This is a genomic window from Streptomyces sp. NBC_00996, assembly GCF_045162675.1.
In the GTDB taxonomy this organism is placed as follows: domain Bacteria; phylum Actinomycetota; class Actinomycetes; order Streptomycetales; family Streptomycetaceae; genus Streptomyces.
In genome coordinates, this window is sequence record NZ_CP108723.1 from 1495022 (window position 1) to 1521936 (window position 26915).

General features: G+C 70.2%; 25 protein-coding genes and 3 pseudogenes. 13 read left to right on the forward strand and 15 right to left on the reverse strand.

Features of this window, described 5'->3' with window-relative positions; all coding sequences use genetic code 11:
• The first annotated feature begins 67 nt into the window (after positions 1-67).
• Positions 68-298: an FAD-dependent monooxygenase gene (locus OG390_RS07235; protein ID WP_406165969.1), complete on the forward strand. Its 231-nt coding sequence runs from the start codon at positions 68-70 to the stop codon at positions 296-298.
• Between the two features lie 141 nt (positions 299-439).
• Here the strand turns inward: OG390_RS07235 and OG390_RS07240 are convergent, their stop codons facing one another.
• Positions 440-862 (reverse strand): secondary thiamine-phosphate synthase enzyme YjbQ, encoded by a 423-nt coding sequence (locus OG390_RS07240; RefSeq protein WP_406165971.1) that lies wholly within the window; start codon positions 860-862, stop codon positions 440-442.
• Between the two features lie 341 nt (positions 863-1203).
• Here OG390_RS07240 and OG390_RS07245 point away from each other — a divergent pair.
• The 3 genes and pseudogenes from OG390_RS07245 to OG390_RS07255 all read left to right on the forward strand — a co-directional run.
• A pseudogene (locus tag OG390_RS07245) lies at positions 1204-1290 on the forward strand (ABC transporter permease); the annotation flags it as partial.
• Positions 1274-1393: pseudogene (locus OG390_RS07250) on the forward strand (alkanesulfonate monooxygenase); the annotation flags it as partial. The pseudogenes OG390_RS07245 and OG390_RS07250, both read left to right, overlap by 17 nt.
• Before the next feature lie 73 nt (positions 1394-1466).
• A complete protein-coding gene (locus OG390_RS07255) occupies positions 1467-2555 on the forward strand; it encodes an NAD(P)-binding domain-containing protein (RefSeq protein ID WP_406165973.1) in 1089 nt (362 codons plus the stop codon).
• 16 nt (positions 2556-2571) lie between these two features.
• On the opposite strand, the gene mltG is transcribed toward OG390_RS07255, so the two are convergent.
• Entirely contained in the window at positions 2572-3531 is a 960-nt protein-coding gene (gene mltG / locus OG390_RS07260; protein WP_406165975.1) for an endolytic transglycosylase MltG, read from the reverse strand.
• Positions 3532-3574: 43 nt separating this feature from the next.
• Positions 3575-5374 carry an ABC transporter ATP-binding protein gene (locus OG390_RS07265; RefSeq protein ID WP_406165977.1) on the reverse strand — a complete coding sequence of 600 codons (1800 nt, stop codon included), beginning with the start codon at positions 5372-5374 and terminating at the stop codon, positions 3575-3577.
• 115 nt (positions 5375-5489) lie between these two features.
• On the opposite strand from OG390_RS07265, the gene OG390_RS07270 reads away from it, so the two are divergent.
• Positions 5490-5945 carry a MarR family winged helix-turn-helix transcriptional regulator gene (locus OG390_RS07270; protein ID WP_399088459.1) on the forward strand — a complete coding sequence of 152 codons (456 nt, stop codon included), beginning with the start codon at positions 5490-5492 and terminating at the stop codon, positions 5943-5945.
• Positions 5946-6246: 301 nt separating this feature from the next.
• Here the strand turns inward: OG390_RS07270 and OG390_RS07275 are convergent.
• The 4 genes and pseudogenes from OG390_RS07275 to OG390_RS07290 all read right to left on the reverse strand — a co-directional run.
• Positions 6247-6657, reverse strand: a pseudogene (locus OG390_RS07275) (cation:dicarboxylate symporter family transporter); the annotation flags it as partial.
• A 47-nt stretch (positions 6658-6704) separates the two neighbouring features.
• A complete protein-coding gene (locus tag OG390_RS07280; protein ID WP_406165979.1) occupies positions 6705-7508 on the reverse strand; it encodes a hypothetical protein in 804 nt (267 codons plus the stop codon).
• Positions 7439-8371 (reverse strand): peptide-N4-asparagine amidase, encoded by a 933-nt coding sequence (locus tag OG390_RS07285; protein WP_406165981.1) that lies wholly within the window; start codon positions 8369-8371, stop codon positions 7439-7441. Before OG390_RS07285 ends, OG390_RS07280 begins: the two co-directional genes overlap by 70 nt.
• A 50-nt stretch (positions 8372-8421) precedes the next feature.
• A complete protein-coding gene (locus tag OG390_RS07290) occupies positions 8422-9165 on the reverse strand; it encodes a L,D-transpeptidase family protein (protein ID WP_406165983.1) in 744 nt (247 codons plus the stop codon).
• Positions 9166-9388: 223 nt separating this feature from the next.
• Between OG390_RS07290 and OG390_RS07295 the strand changes: the two genes are divergently transcribed.
• The 4 genes from OG390_RS07295 (at position 9389) to OG390_RS07310 (ending at position 14024) form a co-directional block, all read left to right on the forward strand.
• Positions 9389-11167 (forward strand): ABC transporter transmembrane domain-containing protein, encoded by a 1779-nt coding sequence (locus OG390_RS07295; RefSeq protein ID WP_406165985.1) that lies wholly within the window; start codon positions 9389-9391, stop codon positions 11165-11167.
• Entirely contained in the window at positions 11164-12945 is a 1782-nt protein-coding gene (locus OG390_RS07300; protein WP_406165987.1) for an ABC transporter ATP-binding protein, read from the forward strand. The genes OG390_RS07295 and OG390_RS07300 overlap by 4 nt, the downstream gene beginning before the upstream one ends.
• A gap of 300 nt (positions 12946-13245) precedes the next feature.
• Positions 13246-13716, forward strand: coding sequence for a DUF5709 domain-containing protein (locus tag OG390_RS07305; RefSeq protein ID WP_399088644.1), 471 nt, complete (start codon positions 13246-13248; stop codon positions 13714-13716).
• Positions 13717-13748: 32 nt separating this feature from the next.
• The gene (locus OG390_RS07310) at positions 13749-14024 is read left to right on the forward strand and encodes a type B 50S ribosomal protein L31 (protein ID WP_406165989.1); all 276 of its coding nucleotides are present in this window, start codon (positions 13749-13751) and stop codon (positions 14022-14024) included.
• 561 nt (positions 14025-14585) lie between these two features.
• Here OG390_RS07310 and OG390_RS07315 read toward each other — a convergent pair.
• The gene (locus tag OG390_RS07315; protein WP_399088445.1) at positions 14586-15380 is read right to left on the reverse strand and encodes a metal-dependent hydrolase; all 795 of its coding nucleotides are present in this window, start codon (positions 15378-15380) and stop codon (positions 14586-14588) included.
• A 145-nt stretch (positions 15381-15525) separates the two neighbouring features.
• On the opposite strand from OG390_RS07315, the gene OG390_RS07320 reads away from it, so the two are divergent.
• Both OG390_RS07320 and OG390_RS07325 read left to right on the forward strand, forming a co-directional pair.
• The gene (locus OG390_RS07320; RefSeq protein ID WP_406165991.1) at positions 15526-18039 is read left to right on the forward strand and encodes a DEAD/DEAH box helicase; all 2514 of its coding nucleotides are present in this window, start codon (positions 15526-15528) and stop codon (positions 18037-18039) included.
• Between the two features lie 19 nt (positions 18040-18058).
• Complete coding sequence (locus OG390_RS07325; protein ID WP_406165993.1) at positions 18059-18925, forward strand: acyl-CoA thioesterase; 867 nt, start codon at positions 18059-18061, stop codon at positions 18923-18925.
• Between the two features lie 59 nt (positions 18926-18984).
• On the opposite strand, the gene OG390_RS07330 is transcribed toward OG390_RS07325, so the two are convergent.
• On the reverse strand, positions 18985-19914 hold the full coding sequence (locus tag OG390_RS07330) for a DUF6397 family protein (RefSeq protein ID WP_406165995.1): 930 nt from the start codon (positions 19912-19914) through the stop codon (positions 18985-18987).
• Between the two features lie 128 nt (positions 19915-20042).
• Complete coding sequence (locus OG390_RS07335) at positions 20043-20456, reverse strand: roadblock/LC7 domain-containing protein (RefSeq protein ID WP_406165997.1); 414 nt, start codon at positions 20454-20456, stop codon at positions 20043-20045.
• A 95-nt stretch (positions 20457-20551) separates the two neighbouring features.
• On the opposite strand from OG390_RS07335, the gene OG390_RS07340 reads away from it, so the two are divergent.
• Entirely contained in the window at positions 20552-20980 is a 429-nt protein-coding gene (locus OG390_RS07340; RefSeq protein WP_399088434.1) for a PPOX class F420-dependent oxidoreductase, read from the forward strand.
• Between the two features lie 57 nt (positions 20981-21037).
• On the opposite strand, the gene OG390_RS07345 is transcribed toward OG390_RS07340, so the two are convergent.
• From OG390_RS07345 to OG390_RS07365, 5 genes are all read right to left on the reverse strand, one after another.
• Complete coding sequence (locus OG390_RS07345) at positions 21038-21643, reverse strand: GTP-binding protein (RefSeq protein WP_399088432.1); 606 nt, start codon at positions 21641-21643, stop codon at positions 21038-21040.
• A 240-nt stretch (positions 21644-21883) separates the two neighbouring features.
• Positions 21884-22279 (reverse strand): DUF742 domain-containing protein, encoded by a 396-nt coding sequence (locus OG390_RS07350; RefSeq protein ID WP_406165999.1) that lies wholly within the window; start codon positions 22277-22279, stop codon positions 21884-21886.
• A 19-nt stretch (positions 22280-22298) separates the two neighbouring features.
• The gene (locus tag OG390_RS07355; RefSeq protein WP_406166001.1) at positions 22299-22736 is read right to left on the reverse strand and encodes a roadblock/LC7 domain-containing protein; all 438 of its coding nucleotides are present in this window, start codon (positions 22734-22736) and stop codon (positions 22299-22301) included.
• Positions 22733-25267, reverse strand: coding sequence for a nitrate- and nitrite sensing domain-containing protein (locus OG390_RS07360; RefSeq protein ID WP_406166003.1), 2535 nt, complete (start codon positions 25265-25267; stop codon positions 22733-22735). The genes OG390_RS07355 and OG390_RS07360 overlap by 4 nt, the downstream gene beginning before the upstream one ends.
• A 63-nt stretch (positions 25268-25330) precedes the next feature.
• A complete protein-coding gene (locus tag OG390_RS07365) occupies positions 25331-26104 on the reverse strand; it encodes an MHYT domain-containing protein (protein WP_399088424.1) in 774 nt (257 codons plus the stop codon).
• A gap of 152 nt (positions 26105-26256) precedes the next feature.
• Here OG390_RS07365 and OG390_RS07370 point away from each other — a divergent pair, with 152 nt between their 5' ends.
• Entirely contained in the window at positions 26257-26856 is a 600-nt protein-coding gene (locus tag OG390_RS07370) for a class I SAM-dependent methyltransferase (RefSeq protein ID WP_406166006.1), read from the forward strand.
• Positions 26857-26915 lie beyond the last annotated feature (59 nt).

Consider the following 26915-nt stretch of genomic DNA (forward strand, 5'->3'; position numbering starts at 1 on the left):
GGCGCCCAGGACATGCGCCTCCCGCGCCGACTTTGCGGGCGGCTGCCGGGTGCCGAAAATTGATCTCATGCCCGTAGCAGACGCCGAGGTGGCGGTGTTGATCGTCGGTGGCGGGCCGGTCGGGCTCACCGCCCGAGCGCTGCTGGAACGCTGGGGCGTACGGGCGTTGCTGGTCGAGAAACACGGCGAGCTCTCACCCTTTCCCCGGTCCCGGCTGGTCAACGCGCGCTCGATGGAGATCTATTGCCGACTCGGGCTTGCCGCCAAGATCACGGGCGGCGCGTTCGCGCCGGAGTAGGGCCGCATCCGCTTCCGCGACACCCTGTACGACCGCGACTTCGCCCTCCCCCGCGCCCTCACCTCAATGACCGGCTCGACACCTGCCTGACAACCACCCAGCCCCCATGGCACCAACCGCTGCGGCGCAAGACCCGGCACATCACCCGAGGAAGCTGAGCCGCACCTGACGGCCGGGATTGTCCCGATTCGTATCGACCAGACATACCGACTGCCACGTCCCCAACTCCAGCCGCCCGCCCAGCACCGGCAGCGTCGCGTGTGGTGGCACGAGTGCGGGGAGGACATGGTCGCGGCCGTGGCCGGGGCTGCCGTGGCGGTGCTGCCAGCGGTCGTCCGCGGGGAGCAGCGAGTGGAGGGCGGCGAGGAGGTCGTCGTCGCTGCCGGCGCCGGTTTCGATGATGGCGATTCCGGCGGTCGCGTGGGGCACGAAGACGTTCAGGAGGCCGTCGCGGCCGGCCGCCGCCTCCCGCAAGAAGGCCTCGCAGTCGCGGGTGAGGTCGACGACCGTCTCCGCCGAACCAGTGGCGACGTTCAGGACACGGGTACTGAAGGCATCGGACATGCCCCAATCCTCGCCCATACGCCGGGTTCCGGGGCCGACCCGACCGCGCATACGTCGCGTTCCGCCTCCACACACCCTGCCCGTACGGTGATACGAGGGTCCGCGCGAGGCCATTGACCCTACGCGCACCAGCTGACCACTTTCTGCCGCATGTTGCGTTCAGCCCTGCTCACCACGCGCGGTCACAGCGACCTGCTACGAGTGGCCTCCGCCGCGTGCCGCCGCGGCCGCTGACGCCCTTTCACCCGTCTTCTCTCCCGCCTGAGCTCCGCCCCACCCGCGCGTCCCGCCTCACATGTGTTCACGCTGAGTTCGTGACGCGGCGGCGCCCTGGCGTATCCCTGATCGAGGCCGGGAAGTCGCTCGGGCTCACGCGGTGGGGGCTCGTACGCCATGTGGTGCCGCCCGGGGCACCTGGCGGAGGCGTACTGGTTCGGGGAGGGTGTGATCCCGGATCTGACGGCGCGGGGGCTGTCGCCCGGTACGGCCGCGGGAGGTGGCGCGCCTCTGCTTGTCGCGGGTGGCCGCTGACACGGGCTCGTCGGGTGCCTCACAGGCAGCCCCCTCCGGGAAGATACCGGACCCCGGTCCGGTTAGTAGATGCGTGAACAACACCGGGGTACGCACGCGCGAAGTCGATGTCATCGTCATAGGCGCTGGACAGGCCGGCCTGTCCAGCGCCTATCACCTGCGGCGCACCGGTTTCGAGCCCGAACGGGACTTCGCGGTACTCGATCACGCACCGCACCCCGGCGGCGCCTGGCAGTTCCGCTGGCCGTCGTTGACGTACGGCAAGGTGCACGGGATGCACTCCCTGCCCGGCATGGAACTGACGGACGCGGACCCCGAGCGTCCCTCCTCCGAGGTCATCGCCGAGTACTTCGACCGGTACGAGCACACCTTCGACCTGCGCGTACGGCGGCCGGTCGAAGTCAAGGCCGTACGGGAGGGTTCCGGTGGACGGCTGCTGGTCGAGACCGACGACGGTGCGTGGTCGGCGCGGGCGCTGATCAATGCGACGGGCACCTGGGACCGGCCGTTCTGGCCGCGCTACCCGGGCCAGGAAACCTTCCGGGGGCGGCAGTTGCACACGGCGCAGTACCCCGGTCCCAAGGAGTTCGCGGGTCAGCGGGTGGTCGTGGTGGGCGGCGGCGCGTCCGGCACCCAGCATCTGATGGAGATCGCCCCCTACGCGGCGGAGACGACCTGGGTGACACGGCGCCCGCCCGTCTTCCGCGAGGGTCCCTTCACCGAGGAGTTCGGCCGGGCCGCCGTCTCGCTCGTCGAGGAACGCGTCCGCCAGGGGCTTCCGCCCAAGAGTGTCGTCTCGGTGACCGGACTGCCGTTGAACGAGGCGATCCGGCAGGCCCTGGACGACGGCGTACTGGACCGCCGACCGATGTTCGACCGGATCACGCCTGACGGCGTCGAGTGGGACGACGGTCGTCACGTGGACGCCGACGTCATCCTGTGGGCGACCGGCTTCCGGGCCGCCATCGACCATCTGGTGCCGCTGCGACTGCGCGAGCCGGGCGGCGGTATCCGCGTCGAGGGGACGCGCGCGGTCGCCGATCCGCGGATCCACCTGGTCGGGTACGGGCCCTCGGCCAGCACCATCGCCGCCAACCGGGCCGGACGCGCGGCGGTACGGGATATCAGGCGACTGCTGGCGGGAGTGCCGGTCATCGTCTGACGCCCCGTACGGCCGCTCAGCCGGTGGGGGTGCCCCTGGGGGTCCCCGTGGGGGTGACGGCGGGAGAACCACTGGGAGAACCGGTGGGGGAACCGGTGGGGGAACCGGTGGGGGAACCGGTGGGGGAACCGGTGGGGGCAGCGCTGTGGGACGCGCTGCTACGGACCCGGTTGAACTCGGCGACGTTCCTCTCGTGCTCCTCGTAGCTGGCCGTGAAGCGGGTGTCGCCCCGCTTGACGGTCACGAAGTACAGCCAGTCCCCCAGGGGCGGGTTGGTCGCGGCACGCATCGCGTCCTCGCCGGGGTTGGCGATCGGCGTGGGCGGCAGGCCCATGCGCTGGTACGAGTTGTAGGGGTTGTTGAGCGTCGTGTCGTTCTGGCTGGTGTTCAGGGTGGAACGGTTCAGCGCGTAGTTGATGGTGGAGTCCATCTGCAGCGGCATGCCCCGCTCCAGGCGGTTGAAGATGACCCGGGCCACCTTGCCCATGTCCGCCTTGGTCGCCGCCTCGGCCTGGACGATGCTCGCGATGATGATCGCCTGATAGACGTTCATCGCGTTGCGCTGTGCCCCGGCGGCGACAGGGGCTTTGTTGAACCTCTGATTCGCGGTGTCGACCATGAACGACAGCAGCGACTGCGGAGTCGCCTTCTTGTCGATCGGATACGTCGCCGGGAAGAGGTAGCCCTCGGGGTTGCCCTCGGCGTCGTTCGGCAGCTTCAGATTGGCCTTTCCGAGGGACTTCTTGGTGGTGCCCGGGGGCACCCGGAGGGCCTTGTCGACGGCCGCGTAGACCTGACTGGCCCGCCAGCCCTCCGGAATGACGAGGGACGCAGGGGGCGCGTCCGCGCCGCCTCCCACAGTCAGCAGCGGCACCGCCACGGCGGTGGCCGCCACGACGGCTCCGGTCGCGATGAGGGCGATCCGGCCCCGGCGCGTCAGTCGAATCGTGCTCCGTGGCGGAGTGTTCATCTGCATGCGGGCACGTTAACGCGCGAATGCCATCAAACCCGGCATATCGTCATCTTGTCGGCGCCAGTTGGGCGTCCCGGTGGACAAGCGCGGCATAGCGCCCCTCCTGCTCCAACAGCTCCTCGTGCGTGCCGCGTTCGACCGTGCGGCCGGAGTCGAGGACCACGATCTGGTCGGCGCCCCGAATGGTGGACAGCCGGTGTGCGATGGTGACCGTGGTGCGGTTGGCCGACAGGGCGTCGATGGCCTGCTGAACGGCGTGCTCCGTGCGGGTGTCCAGGGCGCTGGTCGCCTCGTCGAGGATGAGCACCGGCGGGTCGCGCAGGATCGTGCGGGCGATGGCGAGACGCTGCTTCTCACCGCCGGAGAACCGGTGGCCGCGCTCGCCGACGACCGTGTCGTACCCGTCGGGCAGGGACGCGATGTGGTCGTGGATCTGGGCCGCGCGCGCCGCCGCGTACAGCTCCTCGTCGGTGGCGTCCGGCTTGGCGAAGCGCAGGTTCTCGGCGACCGAGGCGTGGAAGAGGTACGTCTCTTGGGAGACGACGCCGACCGCGCGCGCGAGCGTGTCGAAGTCCAGGTCGCGTACGTCGACGCCGTCCAGCGTGACGCGGCCACCCGTGACGTCGTACAGCCGGGGCACCAGATAGCTGAGCGTGGACTTGCCGGAGCCGGTCGGGCCGACGACTGCGAGGCTGCCGCCCGAGGGGACGGTGATGTCGATGCCGTCGAGGATCGGGCCGCTCTTGTCGTCATAGCGGAACTCGACGCCCTCGAAGCGGATCTCACCCTTGACCTGATCGAGGTGGACCGGGCGCTCGGGCTCGGTGATGTCGATGGGCAGGTCGAGGTACTCGAAGATGCGCTGGAAGAGCGCGAGCGAGGTCTGGATCTGGACGCCGGTGGAGAGCAGGCTGACCGTCGGCCGGAACAGGCCCTGCTGGAGCGAGACGAAGGCGACGAGGGTGCCGATCGAGATGGCGGAACCGCCCACCTGGAACGCGATGCCCGCGGCCCAGTAGATGACGGCGGGCATGGCGGCCATGACGATGCCGATGACGGACATGCGCCAGCGCCCCGCCATGTTCGACCTCACCTCGAGGTCGACCAGGCTCTCGGACTCCTCCGCGAAGGACTTCGTGAGTGAGTCGGCACGGCCCATGGTGCGGCCGAGCAGGATGCCGCTGACGGAGAGCGACTCGGTGACCGTGGCAGCCATCGCGGCCATCTGCTTCTGGCGCTGGGTGGTGATCTTCTTGCGTTCATTGCCCACCCGGCGGCTGATCCATACGAAGACCGGCAGCAGGAGCAGCGAGACGGCGGTGAGCCGCCAGTCCAGGGCGACCATCGCAACGATGGTGGCGACGACGCTGGTGAGGTTGGAGACCAGCGAGGTGGCGGTGGAGGTGACGGTCGCCTGCATTCCGCCGATGTCGTTGGCGATGCGCGACTGGACCTCGCCCGTACGCGTTCTGGTGAAGAAGGCTAGCGACATGCGCTGGAGCCGGCCGTAGACGGCGGTGCGCAGGTCGTGCATGACGCGCTGGCCGACGGTGGTGGAGATGAGGGTCTGCAGCACCCCGAAGACGCTGGTGAGGACGGCGCTGAGAATCATGCCGAGCGCGAGCAGGCTCAGCAGGCCGGTACGGCCCTGGGGGATCGCGACGTCCAGGATCTCCTTCAGCAGGAAGGGCGTGGCGACGGAGACGAGGGACGCGGCGCCGACCAGCAGGCCGACAATCGTGAGGCGGCCGCGGTACGGCCGGAAGAGCTTCAGGATGCGACGCACCTGCCGCGGCTGTTCCGCGTCGGCAGGTGGCGGGGTCCAGGTGGGTTGGTCGGGACGCATGGGCTCCTACGGGGTGGTGAGAGCGCCTCTCGGGTCGAGGGGCGACGACGACTGACGGAGCATAGCTCATTGTTACCTATACTCACAATGAACCAGGTCCTGATATTGTTCCCACATGAGCACCCCCGATGCCGACGGCCTGCTCGCCGAGCAGCTGCTGCGGCTGACCCGCCGTGTGCACCGCATCCAGAAGCGCCATCTGGAGCAGCGCGAGCTGGGCATCACTCCGGCGCAGTCCCGGCTGCTGCGCACCCTCGCGCACTACAGCGCGCCGCCCCGCATGGCCGATCTTGCCGAGCGCCTCGAAGTGGTGCCCCGTGCCGTGACCACCCTGGTCGACGGCCTGGAGGCGAGCGGCAAGGTGCGCCGGGTCCCCGATCCCACCAACCGGCGGGTGATCCGCATCGAAGTCACGGACGAGGGGCGCATGGCGCTGCGGGAGCTGCGCGGCGCGCGCCGGTCCGCCGCGGAGGAGATCCTGGCTCCCTTGACGGACGAGCAGCGCGAGGTGCTCGGCGGACTGCTGGACACCTTGGTGGATGGCGTGCCCAGCGTGGAGCACCGCTGCTGAAGCGGTAGCCCATGCGTCACTCGGGCGGTGAGGCACAGCCGCGCGCGCCGGGGGAGGTCTGTGCCGAGGAGCTGGTCTCCCCGACGACGCCGGGTTCTGCGCCTTCGCGGGCGATTGCCGCATGCTCCGAGACGAACTCGCCGAGTCGGCCAGCCGCGAGGAGTCCGCGTTTCGTGGGCTCGCGCCCGTTCGATGTGCCTATCGGCGCCTCGCACGTGCGAGGCGGGAATGGACCACGCGACGGGCCGTGGCTCCCACTCCGTATTGCTGGAGGTGGAGCGCGCGGCCCGTCCCGGGAGCCTCAACCGACTTCGGGCGCGGGCTCCTTGGCCGTCTGGACGGGTGCGTCGAGCCGGGTGTCCCGAGCGGCGTCGGCCGCAGCCGGCTCGGGCCGAGCAGGCACCTCCGCCCCTGCCACCGGCCCGTCCTCGCCCTCGCCCTCGCCCTCGTCCTGCACGAACGCGATCTCCCCGTCGAGCACCTTCTTGGCCTGCTCCGTGTCGAGCGCGCCCTTCCAGCGGGACATCGCGAAGACCACGACACAGTCGCCGAGGAGGTTCGTGGCGACGCGCATCCAGCCCATGATCCGGTCGACACCGCGGAGGAGCGCGACGGCTCCGGCGGGGATGACGCCGAGGCAGGACGCGGTCGCCGACAGCGCGAGGAACCCCGAACCCGGCACGCCCGCCATGCCCTTGCTGGTCAGCATCAATCATGGAACAGAGACGCAGTCCCCTCTCGGGAGCCTCACCGGCCCCCTCAGGAGTCTCCGCAGCCGCCGCGGTCCTCTGTCAGAACTCCCTGAACGGTGGTCAGACTCCGGTCGTGGCACCCGGCCGAGCCGTACAGCCGATAGCGCTCGCTCGTCGTACCGACCGCGTGACGCTGGTCGCGCGGGACGTTCGCCGTATACGTCGCGTCGCCCGTGTAGGAGTCGTCGAACCGTGACCACATGGTGCGTCGCCCGGCGCGCGTCTCCACGACGGTCGCCCGGTCGCCGAGTGTCAGGACGGTCCGCAGCCGGTCGTCCGCGCCGAGCGTCGTCGTTCCGTCCATCGCGTACGTGCGGTGCGTGCGCGTTGTCCTGACCGGTCCGCGTCCGTCGACGGTGACCGTCTCGTCGTCGGTCCAGGTGGCCTCGAGTCCGTCCGTGTTCTCGCCGTCCGTCCAGCGGTGCACGGAGGTGTTCGCCAGCGTGCGGCTGACGGTGGTCTCCACCCGGCCGTGCGAGGTGTCGACATACCCGGCGACCGTCAGCCGGTGCCCGCCCTCGGTGTCGAGTCGATTCTCCGAACCCGGTGTGTACGCCGACGAGTTGGCGAGGTCGCCTGCCCTTGCCTCGGTCAGCGCACCGCTCACGTGCGCACGCTTCGCTTCCTGCCAGACCAGGACGTTGACCGGGGTGCTCCAGCCGGTCTGCCCCTCGGGCACCCCCACGACCGAGACGTCGACCTGGTGCGGACGGCCGTCGTTGAGGAGCCCGGCGAAGGGTGTCAGGTCGTACTCGATGGGCTTGAGACGCGTGGGCCCGGAATCACGTACCAGAGGAAGGGGTTGGACCATCCGCCGGTCCATACGGTCGGGAACGGCTCGGCGATACCCGCGAGTTGATTGTCGACCTTGATCTGCACCTCGCGGTAGGGGCCTTTGTCCGCCTGGCAGGAGTACGGCGCGGAGGCCGGCACCGTCAGGTACCAGTACTCCTCGCAGCCACCGCCGGATCCGGTCGCGTACACCTCGGCGACGATACGTTCGCTGTTGCGCGGTGTGGTGAGGGCGCCGTTCCGGAGGGTGAGGACGCGGTCGGGGGTCGTCGCCGACGACGGCTCGGCGGGCTGCTGCGCCGGCTTCGCCCCGGGGTTCTCGGTGGGCTTCGTGGAGGGCTTCTCGGCGGCGTAGAAGGTGAGCGTGGCCTTGACGTCGAGGACGCCGGTATAGGTGTCGTCGACGACGTTCCCTATGAGCATCTCGACGTCGCGGCTCTGCCGGAACGTGTCGCTGTAGCGCGTCACGTCCTTCTCGACGGACCACTGGATGCCGTCGGGCGAGGGTTCCGGAGTGGATGTACGGAAGATCTCGACGCCGCCGATGTGCAGATAGCCGAGCCGGTCGAACTGCCGTCCCTTGACCTTGCCGTCGAGCCGCAGCACGACCTTGCTCCAGCGGTCACCGCAGCCGCTCGGCGGCGTGTAGGCGCCCCTGTACGGCGTGAAGTCGCGGAACTGCGTCTCGGCGACCGTCACTTCGCAGGACTTGGTGGCGGGCTTGCTGATCGGCGGGGCGGCGGTCAGGGGGTCGTGCCAGTCGGTGCCGAACTCGGCGGGCGGGTCCGCGAGTTGGGTCGCCGAGACCGGGTCGGACCCAAGGAAGGCGCTCGCCACGAGGGTCACCCCGGCGAGCATGGACATGATGAGCCGTCTTCTCATGTGCCGTGTTCTACGGGGCAGTTGGCCCGTCCCGCAAGGGCGCTCCGGGGCTACGAGTTCAGGTCCGCCTCGTCCCCCATCACCACGACAGGATGCTGATTCGGGTCGAGCGTGCGCAGCAGATACTCCATGGCCGACTTGGACAGGCTCACGCATGCCGACGTACCGCTGCCGTGGTCCATGTGCAGCCAGATTCCGCCGCCCTTCGACTGGCCGTCGGGTCGGGTCGGATCGTTGGGTGCGGTGCCCTTGACGCGGTTGTAGTCGATGGCGATGACGTAGTCGAAGTCGTGCCAGTGGGACTTGGCCCAGTCGCGCGGGGCCTGGAACGACGCCGACCGGGTGTACGGGAGATGGGCGCCCGGGTCGGCGAGCACACCGCCCGCGTCGCTGAGCGTGAACACGCCGACGGGACTGCGCTTGTCGCCCTCGTGGTGATCGCGGGTCCAGCCCTTCTTCCCGTTGTGCGCGGCCCATCTGCGGGTCTTGTCCCACGTCGAGCCGGTCTTCGTGTACAGCACGACCGTGGAGTCCGCGGAGTCCTCACCCTCCCCGTAGACCGCCACGACCTGGCGGGAGTCGGAGGGGATCCGCTGCTGCAACCGGTCGCCGACCTCGGGGATGCGTTGCAGATCGACACTACGCGCCGGGGGTTGGACGGCCTTCCCGCCAGACCCTCCCTGGCTCTTCGCCCCGCTCCCGCCGCCCGAGCCACCGCAGGCCGAAAGGACGGCCGCAAGGACACCACATGCCGTCGCGGCGAGCCCCGCACGTATCGCACCGTTCCTTCGCATGCGGTCCATCGTCGCACTACCCACTTATAGGACCGACCACCCGCCTCCGCTTCTCATCCCTTCACGGGCGGTCGAGGCCGATTGCTTGCCCCGCGGCGGAAAATCGTTTGCTTTCGACCACGCTGTGACGCGAACCTTTCACGGTTTGTTGCCGGCCTTCATGGCTGGCCGGTTGCCGACATCGCGGCCCCCTCCACTCCCTGACACGAGCCACTGGGACGTCATGCAGATTCAAGACCTTCCGTATCCCGACCCAGGTGTGCCGGACGCGCGCTCGGGTCCCCGATTCCTGCGGTGGCTCTTCCGGAACCAGCTCGGCGGGCAGTTCAAGGCCCTCGCCTGGGGTCTGCTGCACTTCGTGGCCGTCTCCGGGCTGCCGTTCTGTGTCGGCCTGGCCATCCAGGCCGTCGTCGACCGCTCCGGCAGCCACCTCGCTCTGACGGGCGGGCTGATGGTGCTCTGCGGTGTCTGTATCGCGCTGGGCGACACCATGCTGCACCGCGCGGCGGTCACGAACTGGATCACGGCAGCCGCGCGTGTCCAGCAGCTGCTGGCCCGCAGGACCGCCCAGTTGGGCCCCGCGCTGACGCGGCGTGTCGCGGCCGGTGAGGTCGTCGCGGTCTCCACCGGCGACGTCGAGAAGATCGGCTGGTTCGTCGAGGCCGTGTCGCGGTTCATGGCGGCGGGGCTCACCGTGGTGCTGGTCTGCGTGGGTCTGGTCGTCTACCAGCCGGCGCTCGGCGTGATCGTCGCCGTGGGCGTGCCCGTCCTGGCGCTCGCCGTGCTGCCGCTGCTGCCCCGCGCCACCCGGCGCGCCGACTTCCAACGCGAGAAGGCCGGACGCGCCACCGAACTGGCCTCGGACACCGTCGCGGGCCTGCGCGTACTGCGTGGCATCGGCGGCGAGGAGCTGTTCCTCGACCGCTACCGGCTTGCCTCCCAGGAGGTTCGACGGGCGGCCGTGCGCAGCGCCCGGATGTGGTCGCTCATCTCCGCCATCCAGGTGCTGCTTCCCGGTCTGCTGCTGATCGCCGTCATCTGGCACGGCGTGCATCTGGCCCGCGACGGCAGGATCACGGTCGGCGAACTGGTCACCGTGTACAGCGCGGTCATGCTGCTCACCTATCCACTGCGACACTTCGAAGAGATCGCGATGGCCTACTCCTTCTCCCGCCCGTCCGCCAAGCGGGCCGCCCGGGTGCTGTCCCTCGAACGAGCCATGGACAGCGACGGATCCCGCTCGGCGGAGGTGCCGGAAGGCGATCTGTACGACCCCGCGACCGGGCTGCTCGCACCCGCCGGACGGCTCACCGCCGTGGTGTGCGGCGACCCGGACGCGGCGGGGCTGCTGGCCGAGCGGCTGGGTGGGCACCCGTCCGACGAGGGCATCTCGGTGCTGCTCGGAGGCGTACCGCTGGACGAACTGCCGCTGGACTCGGCCCGTAGTGCCGTCCTCGTCCAGGACAAGGACCCGGTACTGCTGTCCGGCTCGCTGAGCGAGCTGCTCGACGTGCCCGCATCTGGTTCCGTCACCGCCGAGGCCGCACTGGCCGCCGCGCAGTGCGGCGACGTCCTGGACGCGCTCGCCCAGGGGTCGATGGACGCCGAGGACTGGATGGACGCCCGGATCACCGAACGCGGACGCTCCCTGTCGGGCGGCCAGCGCCAGCGTCTGGCGCTGGCCCGGTCGCTGATCACCGACCCCGAGGTGCTCATCCTGGACGAGCCGACGTCCGCCGTCGACTCGCACACCGAGGCCCGGATCGCCGACGGCGTGCGCGCCCTGCGCGCCGGGCGCACGACGGTGGTCTTCACCTCCTCGCCGCTGCTCCTGGACCACGCGGACCGCGTCGTCCTGGTCCACGACGGCGAGGTCGCGGCGGTCGGCGTGCACCGCGAACTGGTGCACAGCGAGCCGCGATACCGCGCCGTGGTGACCCGGGAGACCGACGAAGAAGCCGCTCTTGAGGGCGTACTGGAAGAAATCGAGGAGACCGCATGATCGGCGTGGCGCCACCGGCGTACGACCCGGCCGCCCCGACGACGGCGAACACCCTGCCCGTCGGCGCGCCCGCGACCGTACGCGCCTACGTGGCCGAGCTGTTCCAACGGCACCGCAGGGCCTTCCTGCTCCTGATCGCCGTCAACACCGTGGCCGTCGTAGCCTCGATGGCCGGGCCCTATCTGCTGGGCGCGGTCGTCGAGCGGGTCTCGGACCACACGCGCGAGCTCCATCTGGAGCTCATCGCCGCACTGTTCGTCGCCGCGCTCGTCGTACAGGCCGTGTTCGTCAGAGAGGTACGGCTGCGCGGCGCCATGCTCGGCGAGCGGATGCTGGCCGATCTGCGCGAGGACTTCCTCGTACGATCGGTGGGGTTGCCGCCGGGCGTACTGGAGCGGGCCGGGACGGGCGACCTGCTGTCCCGCATCACGACGGACATCGACCGGCTCGCCAACGCGATGCGCGAGGCCGTGCCGCAGCTGGCCATCGGTGTGGTGTGGGCGGCGCTGCTGCTCGGCGGACTCACCGTGACCGCGCCACCGCTCGCCCCCGCCGTACTGGTCGCTGTGCCGCTGCTGGTCGTCGGCTGCCGCTGGTACTTCACACGGGCGCCATCGGCCTACCGCTCGGAGGCCGCCGGTTACGCCGCCGTCGCCGCCGTCCTCGCCGAGACGGTCGACGCCGGGCGCACCGTCGAGGCGCACCGCCTGGGTGAGCGCCGCATCGACCTGTCGGACCGCCGGGTCAAGGAGTGGACGGCGTGGGAGCGGTACACGCTCTGGCTGCGGTCGGTCCTCTTCCCGGTCATCAACCTCACGCATGTGACGGTGCTGTGCTCGGTCCTGATGATCGGCGGGGTCTTCGTCCTCCAGGGCTGGATCGGCGTGGGCCAGCTGACGACGGGCGCGCTCATCGCGCAGATGCTCGTCGACCCGGTGGGCCTGATCCTGCGCTGGTACGACGAGCTGCAGGTCGCCCAGGTCTCGCTGGCCCGACTGGTCGGTGTCCGGGACATCGAGCCGGCCGCGGGCGACCCGGGGGTGGCTCCGGACGGGCGCAACGTGCACGCGGACCGGGTGCACTTCGGCTACCGAGCCGGAGTGGACGTCCTGCGCAAGGTCTCCCTGGAGGTCGCGCCGGGCACCCGGCTCGCCCTGGTCGGCCCGTCCGGCGCGGGCAAGTCCACGCTCGGCAGGCTGCTCGCCGGGATCTACGCGCCCCGGGACGGCCGGATCACTCTCGGCGGCGCCGAACTGGCCAAGATGCCCGCCGAGGAGGTGCGCTCCCACGTGGCCCTGGTCAACCAGGAGCACCACGTCTTCGTGGGCTCCCTGCGTGACAACCTGCTGCTCGCCCGGACAGGTGCCGACGACGCCGAGCTGTGGGCCGCGCTCGGCGCGGTCGACGCGGACGGCTGGGCCCGGACGCTGGACGACGGCCTGGACACCGAGGTCGGCTCGGGCGGGCTCGCGCTCACTCCGGCCCAGGCCCAGCAGATCGCGCTGGCCCGGCTGGTGCTGGCCGATCCGCACACGCTGGTCCTGGACGAGGCGACCTCGCTCCTCGACCCGCGCGCGGCCCGCCATCTGGAGCGCTCGCTGGCCCGCGTGCTCGACGGCCGCACCGTGGTCGCCATCGCGCACCGGCTGCACACCGCGCACGACGCGGATGTCATCGCCGTCGTGGAGAACGGCCGGATCAGCGAGCTGGGCAGCCACGACCAGCTGGTCGCGGCGGAGGGTGCGTACGCAGCGCTGTGGCGGTCCTGGCACGGGTGAGCGAGCCGGGCTTGGTGCGGCTCCGTCCCGGGTGCGGCCGCGTCGGCGCCCGTCCCTTCTGTAAGGGGCGAGGCCGCTTCGGCCTCCGGCCCGTCCGTTCGTGGGCGGGCCGTTCCCATGGTCGGACCGTGTGGCGTTGCGCAGTGCCGAAGGGGGGTGGAAGGCTGGAAGTGGACAACGGCTCGGGGGACTCTGGCGAACCACCCGGTTCGCGCGGGGCGACACCCGTGTCCCGTGGCCCGCGCGCCCGCCGACGAACGCGGCGGCAGCGGACCCCGCCCGCACCCCCTGGAGGTAGCCGTGGACAGCGCCGACGGATGGGGAGACGACGTCTACCAGCCCGACGGATCCGAGGTACAGGACGACGCCGGGTTGCTCGACGCCGAGGACACGCTGCTCGCCGACGGCGTCGGCGATCCCCTCGACCGGGGTTGGTCGCCGCCTGAGCGGCCGTGGGCGGTGGAGCACACCGGGGTGACCGCTGCGGAGCGCCACGAGGGCGAGACCCTGGACCAGCGCCTCGCGGAGGAACTTCCCGACATCACAGAACCCGACGGAGACGGCATCGGCGACTGCCAGGGCACCGACGGCGAGCCCCTCGACAACGAGGTGGGCGACCTTCGCTCCGGCCGCCTGGTGGCCCCCGGCGAAGGAGCGCACGAGGACGAGGAGAGCGGACTCATCGCCTCGGACGTGGGCATCGACGGCGCCGCGGCCTCGGCCGAGGAGGCCGCGATGCACATCGTCGACGAGGACTCGCTGTCCGGCTGACCGGTCCCGCCACTCCCCACCAAGGAGCACCCATGCAGCAGGACAAGCAGCCCGACTACCACCCCGTCGTCTTCCGCGACCGCGCCGCCGGATACGCGTTCCTCACCCGCTCCACCGCGACGAGCGACCAGACCATCGAATGGGACGACGGTGAGAGCTACCCGGTCGTGGACGTCGAGATCTCCTCGGAGAGCCACCCCTTCTACACCGGGAAGGCCCGCACCGTGGACACGGAGGGACGGATCGCTCAGTTCGAGCGGCGGTACGGGGGTGGAGGGCAGGAAACCGGCGGGGGCGATACCGCCTAGGGAGCGGCCGAACATCAAGTGATCGCGTGCAGCCGCGCAACGCGCAGCTCATCGCCTCCCGCCTCGACCCCTGGCAGGCCGCGGTCCTGCTCGCCGCCCCCGACGAGCGCCGCCGGCCCGACTCGCCGCAGCCCCCAGCTGGCCGAGTCCGCGGCCACCTACAGGTCGGCCGGCCCGGGCCTGCGGTCTGCGGTCTGCGGTCTGCGGTCTGCGGTCTGCGGAAATCCTGTGCGTCACCCTCGACGACCTCATCACCAGCCGTGACATCACCGGCGGCCCCGAAACCTTGCGGTTGTACGACGCCGGTGGCCAACCGCGCCTCGTACGGCTCCCCGCCCTCGTCCACAAGGCCGCCCACTCCTGTCCCCACACCGACGCCCGCCCCACGACGCCCCCCACGGCGGCCCGCTCCTCGCCGCCCGGACGGGGCTCAAGATCCCGCATCGCTGTCCGATCGACCTGCCGCGCAACGTGGCCACTACTAGCGGACCACTGCACGTCCCTCCCGCCACGGTCCTCGTGGCACGCCCCCGAGCACGCTCCCGCCCCCGGGCCTCCCCCTCAGATGAAATTGAGCGCAGCCGCGCACCCCACCCCGCCCAGCAGCATGAACACCGGCATCAGCACCTTGAGCTCGACCCAGCTGCCGGCGCGGAAGCGCATCGCCTTGGGCGGGCCTATCGGGTACCAGCGCTTGCGACCGACGGGGATGGGCCACAGGATCGGGCAGCCGGACACCGTCAGCGCGTCCCCGATGTCGTGCACGAGGGCACCCAGGACGATCGGGAGCCCGAGCCACAGGTATTCCTGACCGGGTGCCGTGAACAGCCAGTCCGCGCCGTTGCCCGGTTTGTCCAGGACCCCGGCGAGGATCCAGGCGCTCGTCGCGGCCAGCAGCCAGACCAGGATGTCGCTGCTGGAACCGCGGGCGGCCCGCCACAGCAGCCCTTCGATGGCGAGCACCATGTGCACGAAGAGGATGGCCAGGACCGCCCAGCGCCCGCCGGTGATCGCCAGGACCGAGGTGCCCGCGCCGATCAGCACCGCCCACAGCCAGGTGTGCGTCAGCGTGCGGTGGCCGCCGGAGCGCCGGGGGTCGCCCTGCTTCCTCGTCCCCTTGTAGACGGCATACGAGAGCTTGTCGACGATCTCGCACAGACCCCGCGAGAGCGGCCCGAAGGCGCGCGAGATGGTGGCCGCCTTGTGGTCCAGGTCGGGGGCGAGCGCGGCGCCGGCGCAGATCAGGGCGCCGACCAGGAGGACCGGCCAGGGCATGGTGTGGCCGGACGCGGCGGCCGCCGCTCCGACACCGAGCCAGGCCGCGGCTCCCGACAGTGAGTGTGCTGGTCCCATCATGGCCGTTCCCCGCCCCATTCCTCTTGTACCGCTGTCCAGTTGCCCGTGCGCACTGACGCTTCGTCGGCGCCACAGCGTAGCCTCCGTGATCTTCCGACCAGCATCCGATTCCCCCATCGAGCGGGTTGACAGGCAAGATGGGGGCGTGACCCTTATCGATCAGCTGCCGCAGACCGCAGATCCCGACGCCCTCTACGAAGCCTTCGAGTCGTGGGCCGGGGAACGCGGTCTCACCCTCTACCCCCATCAGGAGGAGGCGCTGATCGAGGTGGTCTCGGGCGCGAACGTGATCGTCTCGACCCCCACCGGCTCGGGCAAGAGCATGATCGCCGCGGGTGCGCATTTCGCGGCACTCGCCCGTGACGAGGTCACCTTCTATACGGCACCGATCAAGGCGCTCGTCTCGGAGAAGTTCTTCGAGCTCTGCAAGATCTTCGGCACCGAGAACGTCGGCATGCTCACCGGCGACGCCTCCGTGAACGCCGACGCCCCCGTGATCTGCTGCACCGCCGAGGTACTCGCGTCGATCGCCCTGCGGGACGGCAAGCACGCTGACGTCGGGCAGGTCGTGATGGACGAGTTCCACTTCTACGCGGAGGCCGATCGCGGCTGGGCCTGGCAGATTCCGATCCTGGAACTGCCGCAGGCGCAGTTCATCCTGATGTCGGCGACGCTCGGCGACGTCTCGATGTTCGAGAAGGACCTGACCCGGCGCACCGGCCGCCCCACCTCGGTGGTCCGCTCGGCGACCCGACCCGTGCCTCTCTCCTACGAGTACGTGCTGACTCCGCTCACCGAAACACTCACCGAACTGCTCGCGACCAAGCAGGCTCCCGTCTACATCGTGCACTTCACCCAGGCCCAGGCCGTGGAGCGGGCGCAGGCGCTGATGAGCATCAACATGTGCACGCGGGAGGAGAAGGACCAGATCGCCGAGCTGATCGGCAACTTCCGCTTCACCACCAAATTCGGCCGCAACCTCTCCCGCTACGTGCGCCACGGAATCGGCGTGCACCACGCGGGCATGCTGCCCAAGTACCGTCGGCTGGTGGAGAAACTCGCCCAGGCCGGTCTCCTGAAGGTCATCTGCGGCACGGACACACTCGGCGTCGGTGTCAACGTCCCCATCCGTACCGTACTGTTCACGGCACTGACGAAGTACGACGGCAACCGGGTCCGGACGCTGCGCGCCCGCGAGTTCCACCAGATCGCCGGCCGCGCCGGGCGAGCCGGCTTCGACACGGCCGGCTTCGTCGTGGCCCAGGCGCCCGAGCACGTCATCGAGAACGAGAAGGCTCTCGCCAAGGCGGGCGACGACCCGAAGAAGCGCCGCAAGGTCGTGCGCAAGAAGGCTCCCGAGGGCTTCGTCGGCTGGACGGACAACACCTTCGAGAAGCTCATCGCCTCCGAGCCCGAACCGCTGACCTCGCGCTTCCGGGTGACGCACACCATGCTGCTGTCGGTGATCGCCCGGCCCGGCAACGCCTTCGAGGCGATGCGGCATCTGCTGGAGGACAACCACGAGCCGCGCAGGCAGCAACTGCGGCACATCCGGCGGGCGATCGCCATCTACCGCTCGCTCCTCGACGGCGGCATCGTCGAGAAGCTCGACGAGCCGGACGCCACGGGCCGCATTGTGCGCCTCACCGTCGACCTCCAGCAGGACTTCGCGCTCAACCAACCGCTGTCGACCTTCGCGCTCGCCGCGTTCGAGCTCCTGGACCCCGAATCCCCCTCCTACGCCCTCGACATGGTGTCCGTCGTCGAGTCCACGCTGGACGATCCGCGACAGATCCTCGCGGCCCAGCAGAACAAGGCACGCGGCGAAGCCGTGGCCGCGATGAAGGCGGACGGCGTCGAGTACGAGGAGCGCATGGAGCGGCTCCAGGACGTGTCGTACCCCAAGCCGCTGGAGGAACTGCTCTTCCACGCGTACAACACCTACCGCAAGAGCCATCCGTGGGTCGGTGACCATCCGCTGTCCCCGAAGTCCGTGATCCGTGACATGTACGAACGAGCCATGTCCTTCACGGAGTTCGTCTCCTTCTACGAGCTCGCCCGTACCGAGGGCATTGTCCTGCGCTACCTCGCCAGCGCCTACAAGGCCCTTGAGCACACCGTCCCGGACGACCTCAAGTCCGAGGACCTGGAGGATCTGATCGCCTGGCTGGGCGAGATGGTGCGCCAGGTCGACTCCAGCCTCCTGGACGAGTGGGAGCAGCTCGCCAACCCCGAGGAGATGACGTCCGAGGAGGCCCAGGAGAAGGCCGATCAGGTCAAGCCGGTCACCTCGAACGCCCGCGCCTTCCGCGTCCTCGTCCGCAATGCCATGTTCCGCCGCGTCGAGCTCGCCGCTCTCGATCATGTCGACGAGCTCGGTGAGATGGATGGCGACTCCGGCTGGGACGCCGACGCCTGGGGCGAGGCAATGGACAAGTACTGGGACGAGTACGAGGACCTCGGCACCGGCCCCGACGCGCGCGGCCCGAAGCTGCTGTCGATCGTGGAGGAGCCGCAGAACGGTCTGTGGCGCGTCCGTCAGACCTTCGCCGACCCGAACGGCGACCATGACTGGGGCATCAGCGCGGAGGTCGACCTCGCGGCCTCCGACGCGGAGGGTCGCGCCATCGTCAAGGTCACCGACGTCGGTCAGCTGTGAGCACAGGAGAATCCCACACATGACGAACCCGGCCGAGAGGCTCGTCGACCTGCTCGACCTGGAGCAGATAGAGGTCAACATCTTCCGTGGCCGCAGCCCGCAGGAGTCACTGCAACGCGTCTTCGGCGGCCAGGTGGCGGGGCAGGCGCTGGTCGCCGCCGGGCGCACCACCGAGGGCGACCGGCCGGTGCACTCACTGCACGCGTACTTCCTGCGCCCGGGCCGACCGGGTGTGCCGATCGTGTACCAGGTCGAACGGGTCCGGGACGGGCGGTCCTTCACCACTCGCCGCGTCACCGCCGTGCAGCAGGGCCGCACGATCTTCAATCTGACCGCCTCCTTTCACAAGCCTGAGATCGGGAGCTTCGAGCACCAGCTGCCGCCGGCCCGCGAGATTCCGGACCCCGAGTCGCTGCCGACGGTGACGCAGGAGATCCAGGAGCATCTGGGCGCGCTCCCCGAGGCGTTGGAGCGCATGGCACGGCGCCAACCGTTCGACATCCGCTATGTGGACCGGCTGCGCTGGACACCCGAGGAGACCAAGGACGCCGAGCCGCGCAGCGCGGTGTGGATGCGTGCCGTCGGGCCGCTGGGCGACGATCCGCTCGTGCACACCTGCGCCCTCACGTACGCGAGCGACATGACCCTCCTGGACGCCGTCCGCATCCCGGTGGAACCGCTGTGGGGTCCGCGGGGCTTCGACATGGCCTCGCTGGACCACGCCATGTGGTTCCACCGGCCGTTCCGCGCGGACGAGTGGTTCCTGTACGACCAGGAGTCCCCGATCGCGACGGGCGGACGCGGGCTCGCCCGCGGACGGATCTACGACCTGAAGGGACGGCTGCTCGTCTCGGTCGTCCAGGAGGGGCTGTTCCGGGCGCTGTAAGGAAGCGTTCGACCGTCCCGGGAAGGGGCTTCGCGGCGCTGCCGGAAGACGTCGGGCAGTCAGGCGTCTCTGCGCCGTAGCCACCCGAGCAGCCTTCGTGGCCGCTCGGTTTCCTCCGTCGTGGGCCGATCCTCCCGAGCGGACTGCCCAGGCCGCGAAGTCACCGGTGGTGAGGTCACCAGTGGTGTGGCCACGGAAGGTGAGACCTTCGGGGTCGGGCGAGGTGCGGGGCGCAGCTCTCGGGCTTCGGCAAGAGCCTGGCCCAGGTCGGCCCGGAGCCAGCTGATCTCGTCGGGATCCTGGGCCGTCATGATCCTCGATGCCAAGTGCGCGGCGGGAGAGTCCGGCGCCCCGTGGGAGGGCCGCTCGGGCCGGAAGCGCTTCAGGTAGGCGCGCTCGTACGGATCCCTGACGATCTCCGCCACCTGAACGGGATCGAGCAGGGATGCCACGACCGCGGTCCGCGCCCAGGGGTCCTCAGTCTGCCGCAGCAGGAATCCCATGTGCCGTCCCCGCCAGTTGCGCGGGCGCAGGTCCAGGCCGCCCTCCAACTGGTCGCGGAGTCCTTCGGGCGTACGGCCGCTCAGCAGTGGTGCGTTCTGCTTGTCGGCCGCGAACTGCCGAAGCTCCTCGGCCAGATACAGCCACACCACAGCCCTGTACCGGTTCAAGTAGAACGTCACCGGTACCACCAGTCCCAGTCGCGCGAAGCGCGTGAACCTGGCGGTCGTCACACCCATGAGGGCAGCGGCCTCCGTGGTGCCGACAGTCCTGACGCGCTCCCGCAACGCTTCGGGAAAGCCGTCCTCGGAGCGCACCCGGTCGACCTCCGCACGTGTGACGCGACGTCCTCCTCCGCCCTCGTCGGGAACGGAACGGACGCATCCGAGGTGCAGGGCGAGGTCGAACTCGCCGCGCCTGAGTTCCAGTTCTCGTGCGGCGCGGCTGAGTGACGACGTGGCGGACTGTGTAGTCGTGGTGCCGGACATGACGGTTCTCCCCCGTGGAGCGAGTTGCTCGCGCTGGCGTGCGCTAGCTTCGAGAAAAACCGTATCCGGCTCGGCGGACATCGCGGCGAGCCTGTGGATAACTGAGACCGCGGCAGCGTATGCGCAGGTCAGAGGTCTACAGTGGGTGTACTTTCGGGCTGCCGCTCGTCCACGCGGAGATGTTCGCCGACGCGGTTGACGAGCAGCGTCATCTCATAGGCGACCTGACCGATGTCGGCCTCCGCGGCACTGAGGACGCACAGACAGCTTCCGGAGCCCGCAGCGGTGACGAAGAGCACCGCATCGTCGAACTCAACCATTGTCTGGCGCACTTGACCCGCGCCGAAGTGACGGCCGGAGCCCTTGGCCAGGCTGTGCAGGCCCGACGAGACCGCGGCGAGGTGTTCGGCGTCCTCGCGCCGCAGCCCTGTGCTCGCGCCCGTCACCAGTCCGTCGTTGGACAGCACCAGCGCGTGCCGTATGTGTTCGACGCGCTCGGTCAGGTCGTCCAGCAGCCAGCCAAGTCCCGTGTTCTGCGCCATGATCCGGTCTCCCCGTGGTGTCCTTCCCCCTGTACGGAGGATCTGACCAGCCAGCCTTCCCCACAGCCGCCGTCCGAGCAAGGAGGATGGGCGGCATGGCAGAGAAGATGACCGAGGAGCAATGGCGGGCGTTCGTCTCGCACGGCACCCGCACCGGAAAGCTGTCCACTGTCCGAGCCGACGGAAGTCCGCACGTGACGCCGATCTGGTTTCTGCTGGACGGCGACGACGTGGTCTTCAACACCGCAAAGGAGAGTGTGAAGGGACGGAACCTCGCCCGGGACGGCCGGGTCGCGCTGTGCGTGGACGACGACCGGCCGCCCTTCGACTTCGTCGTGCTGGAGGGGCGGGCCGAGCTTTCGGAGGACCTCGACGAGTTGCGGCACTGGGCGGCGCGGATCGGCGCGCGGTACATGGGAGACGATCGCGCCGAGGAGTTCGGGAAACGCAACGGGGTTCCCGGTGAACTCCTCGTACGCGTACGGATCGAGAAGGTCCTGGCCTACGCCTCCGTGGCCGACTGAGAACATCGGTCCGCACCGGAGCGGCCACGGAAGCCTCCGGTGCGGTCGCTCTTCACATCAGCCGACGGAGTCGAGCAGCCGGGCAGTGTGCACCCGCCCGGCGTACTCGACGAGACGAATCAGCACCTCCTTCCCGGAGTCGCGGTCACGTGCGTCGCAGAGGACCACGGGCGTGCCCCGGTCGAGGTCAAGGGCGCGAGACACGTCCTGGGCGCCGTAGGCGCGGGCGCCCGCGAAGCAGTTGACGGCCACCACGAACGGGATGTGCCGGTGCTCGAAATAGTCCACCGCGGGGAAGCAGTCCTCGAGCCGCCGGGTGTCCGCGAGGACGACGGCGCCGAGGGCGCCCTGCGACAGCTCGTCCCACAGGAACCAGAACCGGTCCTGCCCCGGGGTTCCGAAGAGGTAGAGCGAGAGGCCGGACCTGATGGTGATGCGTCCGAAGTCCATGGCGACCGTCGTCGTGACCTTCTGGTCCACGCCGTCGGTGTCGTCCACCGACTGACCCGCCTCGCTGAGCAGTTCCTCGGTACGCAGCGGCCTGATCTCACTGACCGCGCCCACCAGGGTGGTCTTGCCCACGCCGAATCCGCCGGCGACCAGTATCTTCAATGCCAGGGCGGTCATCTCGCCACCCGAGGCGTCGGAGTTCTCGGAGACCATCGATCACTTCTCTCGGGAGTGCCGGCAACGGTCGACGTCGGTACATCTGTGCAGGGCGCGCGCCACATCTGAGCGGGTGTGCGTCGGTACATCTGTGCGGGTGTGCGAAGTCAGCATCATGGCAACTGCGGCTCCCCTTCGAGGGATTGGACCGCAATTTGACCGTTCTGACCGGCTCGCACCCCATCGGTGCCCGGATGTGGGCACATAGAGGTCCAAGGCCAAGCCGAGATGATTCATCTAGAGCGCTCTCAGTCCCTCGATCACCTCGCGGAGAATCCGCTCGTCGGGCAGTTGCGCCGGCGGCACGGGGCGGCTGACGGTGAGGCAGCCCAGTTCCAGCAGGTCACCGAGGAGCACCCTGACCACGCCCACCGGCAGGTCGGCGTCCGCGGCCAGTTCGGCCACCGACTGCGTCTCGATCCGGCACAGTTCGATCAGCGCCCGATGTTCCGGACCGAGCGAGGTGTCTTCGTCGACGTCGGGTGCGCCCGCGTCGAGTGTCACCAGGGCGATCAGGTCGAAGCGCACCCCGGTGGGGCCGGGTTTGGTACGCCCACCCGTCATCGCATAGGGACGAACGAGTGGTCCGGCCTCGTTGTCGTACCACTGACTGCCCGGCGTGTCCTCGGTCATCTGCACCGACCGTCCTCGGTCATCCGGCTGCGGGCGGCTGTGCGGCGGCGCGCGGCGGCGTGTAGAGGTGCTCGCCGACGCGCTTGACCAGCAGCGCCATCTCGTACGCCACCAGGCCGATGTCGGCGGTGACGGCGGTGAGGAGGGCGAGGCAGGAACCGTCCCCCGCCGCGGCGACGAACAGGAAGCCGTCGTCCATCTCCACCATCGTCTGACGTACTCCGCCGGCGCCGAAGTGGCGCCCCGCACCCTTGGCCAGGCTGTGGAAGCCGGAGGCGACGGCGGCGAGGTGTTCGGCGTCCTCGCGCCTGAGGCCGGTGGACGCGCCCACCGCAAGCCCGTCGTTCGACAGCACCACGGCGTGTCGCACTTCGGCCACACGCAGCACCAAGTCGTCCAGCAGCCAGTCGAGTTCGCCGGACCGCTGGGCGGCCCTCATGCTCGGATCCTGGATCATGCGGGGTCTCCTTCGCTGCTGTCGCTGCCCGCTTGCGGGTCGGGGGTGGCGCCGAGGCCTGCTGACCTGCCGCCGCCGCGTGCCCAGCCGTCGCGGTAGGCCGCCATGCGGTCCCGTACGAGTTCGGGGGTGCGCCGGTCGTCGCTCTGGGGACCCTGCGTTTGCGCCGGCTCCTCGGAGCGGTGTTCGCGCAGTTGGGGGGCGAGGCTCGCCTGCCGTACACGGCGTGGAAGGTCGTCGGAGCCTTCGGCGTCGTCCGGGGGACGGTGCAGCCGCAGCGTGGTGACGCCAGGTGGTGGGTTGTCCGACGAGCCGTTCACGGGAGCTTCGGGGGCTGCCTGCACCGGGGGCACCAATGCGGGCCGCTCGGTGATGGCCTGGACGGAGTCCTGTTCCTGGGCGGCCGACACGCGCGCGTACTCCCGTTCCGCGGGCCTGTCGATGTCCGCCCTGCGGGTGGAACGTTCCGCCGCGCCGCCGTGCAGCAGGGCCGTGGGCAGCAGAACGACCGCGGTGGTTCCGCCGTAGGGCGAGGTCCGCAGGTGCACCTTGATGCCGTGCCGGGCCGCCAGCCTGCTGACCACGAAGAGGCCTAGCCGGTCGCTGTCGAACAGGTCGAGCGCCTCGGACTGCTCGATGCGCCGGTTGGCCTCGGCGAGGGTCTCCTTGCCCATGCCGAGCCCCCGGTCCTCGACCTCGACCGCGTAGCCGTTGCCGACGGGCTCGCCGGTTATCCGCACGCGGGTGTGCGGCGGCGAGAATTGCGCGGCGTTCTCGACGATCTCCGCCAGGAGGTGCGTGAGGTCGGCCACCGCGGCTCCGGCCACGGATGCCTCGGGGAGTTGTCGTACCTCCACGCGCGCGTAGTCCTCGACTTCGGAGACGGCTGCGCGGACCACGTTCGTCAGTGACACCGGCATGCGCCAGGCCCGGCCGGGTGCGGCTCCGGAGAGGATGATCAGGCTCTCCGCGTGGCGCCGCATCCGTGTGGTGAGGTGGTCGAGCCGGAACAGGTCGCTCAGTTCGTTCGGATCCTCCGACCTGCGCTCCATGCTGTCCAGCAGGCTCAGTTGGCGGTGCACGAGAACCTGGCTGCGGCGGGCGAGATTGACGAAGACCCCGGAAATTCCGCTGGCGAGTTCCGCGCGTTCGACGGCGGCGCGCAGGGCGGCTCGGTGCACGGTGCCGAGAGCTTCCGCGACCTGTCCGGTCTCGTCCTCCGCGGGCGGCCCGGGCGGGGCCTCGGCGCGGACGTCGATCTCCTCGCCCGCTCGCAGCCTGCGCATGGCCTGCGGCAGTTTGCGGCGCGCGATCTCGAGGGCGCTGTTGCGCAGGCTCACCAATTCGACGACGAGACCGCGTCCGATGCGTACGGAGATGACGAGCGACGCGACGACGGCAGCGAGCCCGAACAGGACCGCGGCACCGGCGGGGGTGAGCAGACCGCGTGTGAACGGGTCTGCCCGGTCCGCGACACCGCGGCCCGCGTTCGCCGCGATCGTGCGCATTCCGTCCTGCACGCGCGTGTGGGCCGTGTTCCAGTCGGCCTCCGGCGCGGCGTCGATCGCTTTGCCACCGGGGCGGGAGACAAGCACCTTGTCCTCGGCGGCGCGTACGTCGGCGTACGCGCTCCCCTCCACGAGGTCGTGCCAGGCGGCTCGTTCGGGCCCGCGCAGATCCGCGACGGCCGAATCGGTCAGGGTACGGCGGGTGACGACGGCACCGGTGAACAGACGCAGCCGTTCCCCATCGAGGGTCCCGGCGGCCCGGGCGCCGGACAGCACCGCGTCCTCCTGGGCCAGCGCTTCCCCGGCCCGGGAGAATTCGAGTAGCACGCGCGCGTCGGAACCGAGGTCGGCGTCCTGGATGCCGGTGAGCGCGCCGCCCACGCCGAAGGCCGTCGCGACGGTCTTGGTGTATTGCCCGTATGCCTCGTCCCATCCGGTACGGCGGTCCAGCACGGCAGTGCGCAGGGACCGCACTTGTTCGGCTGCGGTGACGAAGGCTTCGAGGCGCCCCGCCACTCCCGCCGGCAGGTCGGCACCGTCGGCGACCGTGTTGTGGTCGCCAAGTCGCAGCTTCGCCACCGCCCGGTCGGTGCGCCGCGCCAGTACCTTGAGGTCGTTCGGCTGTTCAGTGGCCGGGTCGGTCGCGTAGCGGACGGCGGCCACACGCTCGGCCTGGAGGGCGGCGACGGCTGCGTCGACCGGAGCTCGGACCGTCGAGTCCACGCGCTGCAATTGCCGTAGCCGCGCGACGTCCTGAGCAGTGCTCACCGTGGCGTACGCCCACAGGGCGAGCAAGGAGATGACCGGCACCATCAGCAGGCAGACGATCTTGGCTCGTACGGTGCGGGGCCTGATGCGCCACCGTCCCGCGCGCGTGGGTGCCTCTGGCGGCGGCCCGGCGAGGGTTTCGTCGGTTTCCGTGCGCTCGTCGGCCGGCGGGCCGGCGTGCGCACGGCGACCGCGCGCCAAGGGCTGGGGCGGCGGCTCGGCGCCGGCTGTGGGGGTCCTACGGGATGTGCGCATGGCCTCCTCGATCGGAAAGGTTCGGGGCGTGCCTTCCGGGCCGTCGTGGCTCCGGGCCCGCCGCTAGCGGGCGACGCTCTCGACCGGCCGCTGGGCCGATGCGGATGCTTCGCGTTCGTCGGACGTCGGCGACAGCGCGACGAACGCCGACGTCAGGAAGAGGAAGGACCCGAGGCCGACGGCGAGGGGGAAGATGAACTGCATCGCCGTGGCCCCGGGCAGGGCCTGCGCGGAGGGGCTGACGTGCACGCTCACCGCCAGCATTCCGGTGTAGTGCATGCTGCTCACCGCGCCGCCCATGACGAGGGAGGCGACGGCGACCGCCACGGGCGACTTGATGTTGAGCGCCGCCCACAGGGCCGCGGTCGCCGCGACCACGGCGATCACGACGGAGAGCCCGACCAGGGCCGGGTCGTAGCGCACTTGGCCGTGCAGCCGCAGCGCGGCCATGCCCAGGTAGTGCATGCTCGCGACGCCGAGCCCAGTGGTGAGCCCGCCCAGGACGAGTGCGCGGCCCCGGTCGCGGCCGTACCCGACGGCGAAGACGCCCGCGCCGACGACGACCATGGCGACGAGCAGACTGAGGATGGTCAAAGGCACGTTGTAGCGCATCTCCGTACCGGTGACTCTGAAGCCGAGCATCGCCACGAAGTGCATGGTCCAGATGCCGGTGCCGACCGCGGAGGCCGCGGTGAGGAGCCAATTGCGGCGTGACCGCCCGGTGGCGCCGAGCGCGCGGACCGTGCAGCGCAGCCCCAGGGCAGCGCCTATGCAGGCCATCACGTACGACAGCACGGGTGTCAGCCAGCCGAAGGCGGCGTGGTCCAGGTGTCCCATGGCCCAGGGACGCTAGTCCGAGCAGGGGCGCACAACGGGGGCGCATTTCGAAAGCTGTTGGAATATGACGAAGAGATGTACCTGAACGATCGCGTCACGCGCGAACGTGTGCACCGCGACGTCTTTCGTGTCGGTGAGGGATCATGCGGAACATGAGCGACGACCACACACACGTCCAGGAGTTCTTCACGGCCCGCGCGGCGGACTGGGACGAGCGGTTCCCCGACGACGGGCCGGCGTACGCGGCCGCGGTCGCCGAACTCGGTCTGCGCGAGGGCGACCGCGTGCTCGACGCGGGCTGCGGCACCGGCCGCGCCCTGCCACCGCTACGAGCGGCCGTAGGGGCCTCCGGAGTGGTCATCGGGGCCGATCTGACGCCCGCCATGCTGGAGGCCGCCGTACGGGCCGGGCGGAACCGCGACGGGCAGTTGCTGCTCGCCGACGTCGCCGGGCTTCCGTTCCGCACGGATTCGCTGGACGCGGTGTTCGCGGCGGGGCTTGTCGCGCACCTGCCGAACCCGGCGGAGAACCTGAAGGAGTTGGCACGCGTGGTGCGGCCGGGCGGCACCCTCGCCCTCTTCCACCCGATCGGCCGGGCGGCGCTCGCGGCCCGTCAGGGCCGGCAGATCACCCCGGACGACCTGCGTGCGGAGGGCAACCTCGGTCCCCTCCTCGCCGGTTCCGGCTGGGCCATGACGTCGTACGTCGACGAGGACGCCCGTTTCCTCGCACTGGCCGTACGTCGCGGGTGACGCGGCGGCCGCGTCACCCGCGGGTGAGGCGTCAGCCCATTACGGCCCGCCTGTGGCGT

Bases quoted from the DNA above. Each gene is read 5' to 3' on its own strand.
- OG390_RS07235 (WP_406165969.1), top strand. From the start codon at position 68: ATGCCCGTAGCAGACGCCGAGGTGGCGGTGTTGATCGTCGGTGGCGGG.
- OG390_RS07240 (WP_406165971.1), bottom strand. From the start codon at position 862: ATGTCCGATGCCTTCAGTACCCGTGTCCTGAACGTCGCCACTGGTTCG.
- mltG (WP_406165975.1), bottom strand. From the start codon at position 3,531: ATGCAGATGAACACTCCGCCACGGAGCACGATTCGACTGACGCGCCGG.
- OG390_RS07265 (WP_406165977.1), bottom strand. From the start codon at position 5,374: ATGCGTCCCGACCAACCCACCTGGACCCCGCCACCTGCCGACGCGGAA.
- OG390_RS07270 (WP_399088459.1), top strand. From the start codon at position 5,490: ATGAGCACCCCCGATGCCGACGGCCTGCTCGCCGAGCAGCTGCTGCGG.
- OG390_RS07280 (WP_406165979.1), bottom strand. From the start codon at position 7,508: ATGGTCCAACCCCTTCCTCTGGTACGTGATTCCGGGCCCACGCGTCTC.
- OG390_RS07285 (WP_406165981.1), bottom strand. From the start codon at position 8,371: ATGAGAAGACGGCTCATCATGTCCATGCTCGCCGGGGTGACCCTCGTG.
- OG390_RS07290 (WP_406165983.1), bottom strand. From the start codon at position 9,165: ATGCGAAGGAACGGTGCGATACGTGCGGGGCTCGCCGCGACGGCATGT.
- OG390_RS07295 (WP_406165985.1), top strand. From the start codon at position 9,389: ATGCAGATTCAAGACCTTCCGTATCCCGACCCAGGTGTGCCGGACGCG.
- OG390_RS07300 (WP_406165987.1), top strand. From the start codon at position 11,164: ATGATCGGCGTGGCGCCACCGGCGTACGACCCGGCCGCCCCGACGACG.
- OG390_RS07310 (WP_406165989.1), top strand. From the start codon at position 13,749: ATGCAGCAGGACAAGCAGCCCGACTACCACCCCGTCGTCTTCCGCGAC.
- OG390_RS07315 (WP_399088445.1), bottom strand. From the start codon at position 15,380: ATGATGGGACCAGCACACTCACTGTCGGGAGCCGCGGCCTGGCTCGGT.
- OG390_RS07325 (WP_406165993.1), top strand. From the start codon at position 18,059: ATGACGAACCCGGCCGAGAGGCTCGTCGACCTGCTCGACCTGGAGCAG.
- OG390_RS07330 (WP_406165995.1), bottom strand. From the start codon at position 19,914: ATGTCCGGCACCACGACTACACAGTCCGCCACGTCGTCACTCAGCCGC.
- OG390_RS07335 (WP_406165997.1), bottom strand. From the start codon at position 20,456: ATGGCGCAGAACACGGGACTTGGCTGGCTGCTGGACGACCTGACCGAG.
- OG390_RS07340 (WP_399088434.1), top strand. From the start codon at position 20,552: ATGGCAGAGAAGATGACCGAGGAGCAATGGCGGGCGTTCGTCTCGCAC.
- OG390_RS07345 (WP_399088432.1), bottom strand. From the start codon at position 21,643: ATGGTCTCCGAGAACTCCGACGCCTCGGGTGGCGAGATGACCGCCCTG.
- OG390_RS07350 (WP_406165999.1), bottom strand. From the start codon at position 22,279: ATGACCGAGGACACGCCGGGCAGTCAGTGGTACGACAACGAGGCCGGA.
- OG390_RS07355 (WP_406166001.1), bottom strand. From the start codon at position 22,736: ATGATCCAGGATCCGAGCATGAGGGCCGCCCAGCGGTCCGGCGAACTC.
- OG390_RS07360 (WP_406166003.1), bottom strand. From the start codon at position 25,267: ATGCGCACATCCCGTAGGACCCCCACAGCCGGCGCCGAGCCGCCGCCC.
- OG390_RS07365 (WP_399088424.1), bottom strand. From the start codon at position 26,104: ATGGGACACCTGGACCACGCCGCCTTCGGCTGGCTGACACCCGTGCTG.
- OG390_RS07370 (WP_406166006.1), top strand. From the start codon at position 26,257: ATGAGCGACGACCACACACACGTCCAGGAGTTCTTCACGGCCCGCGCG.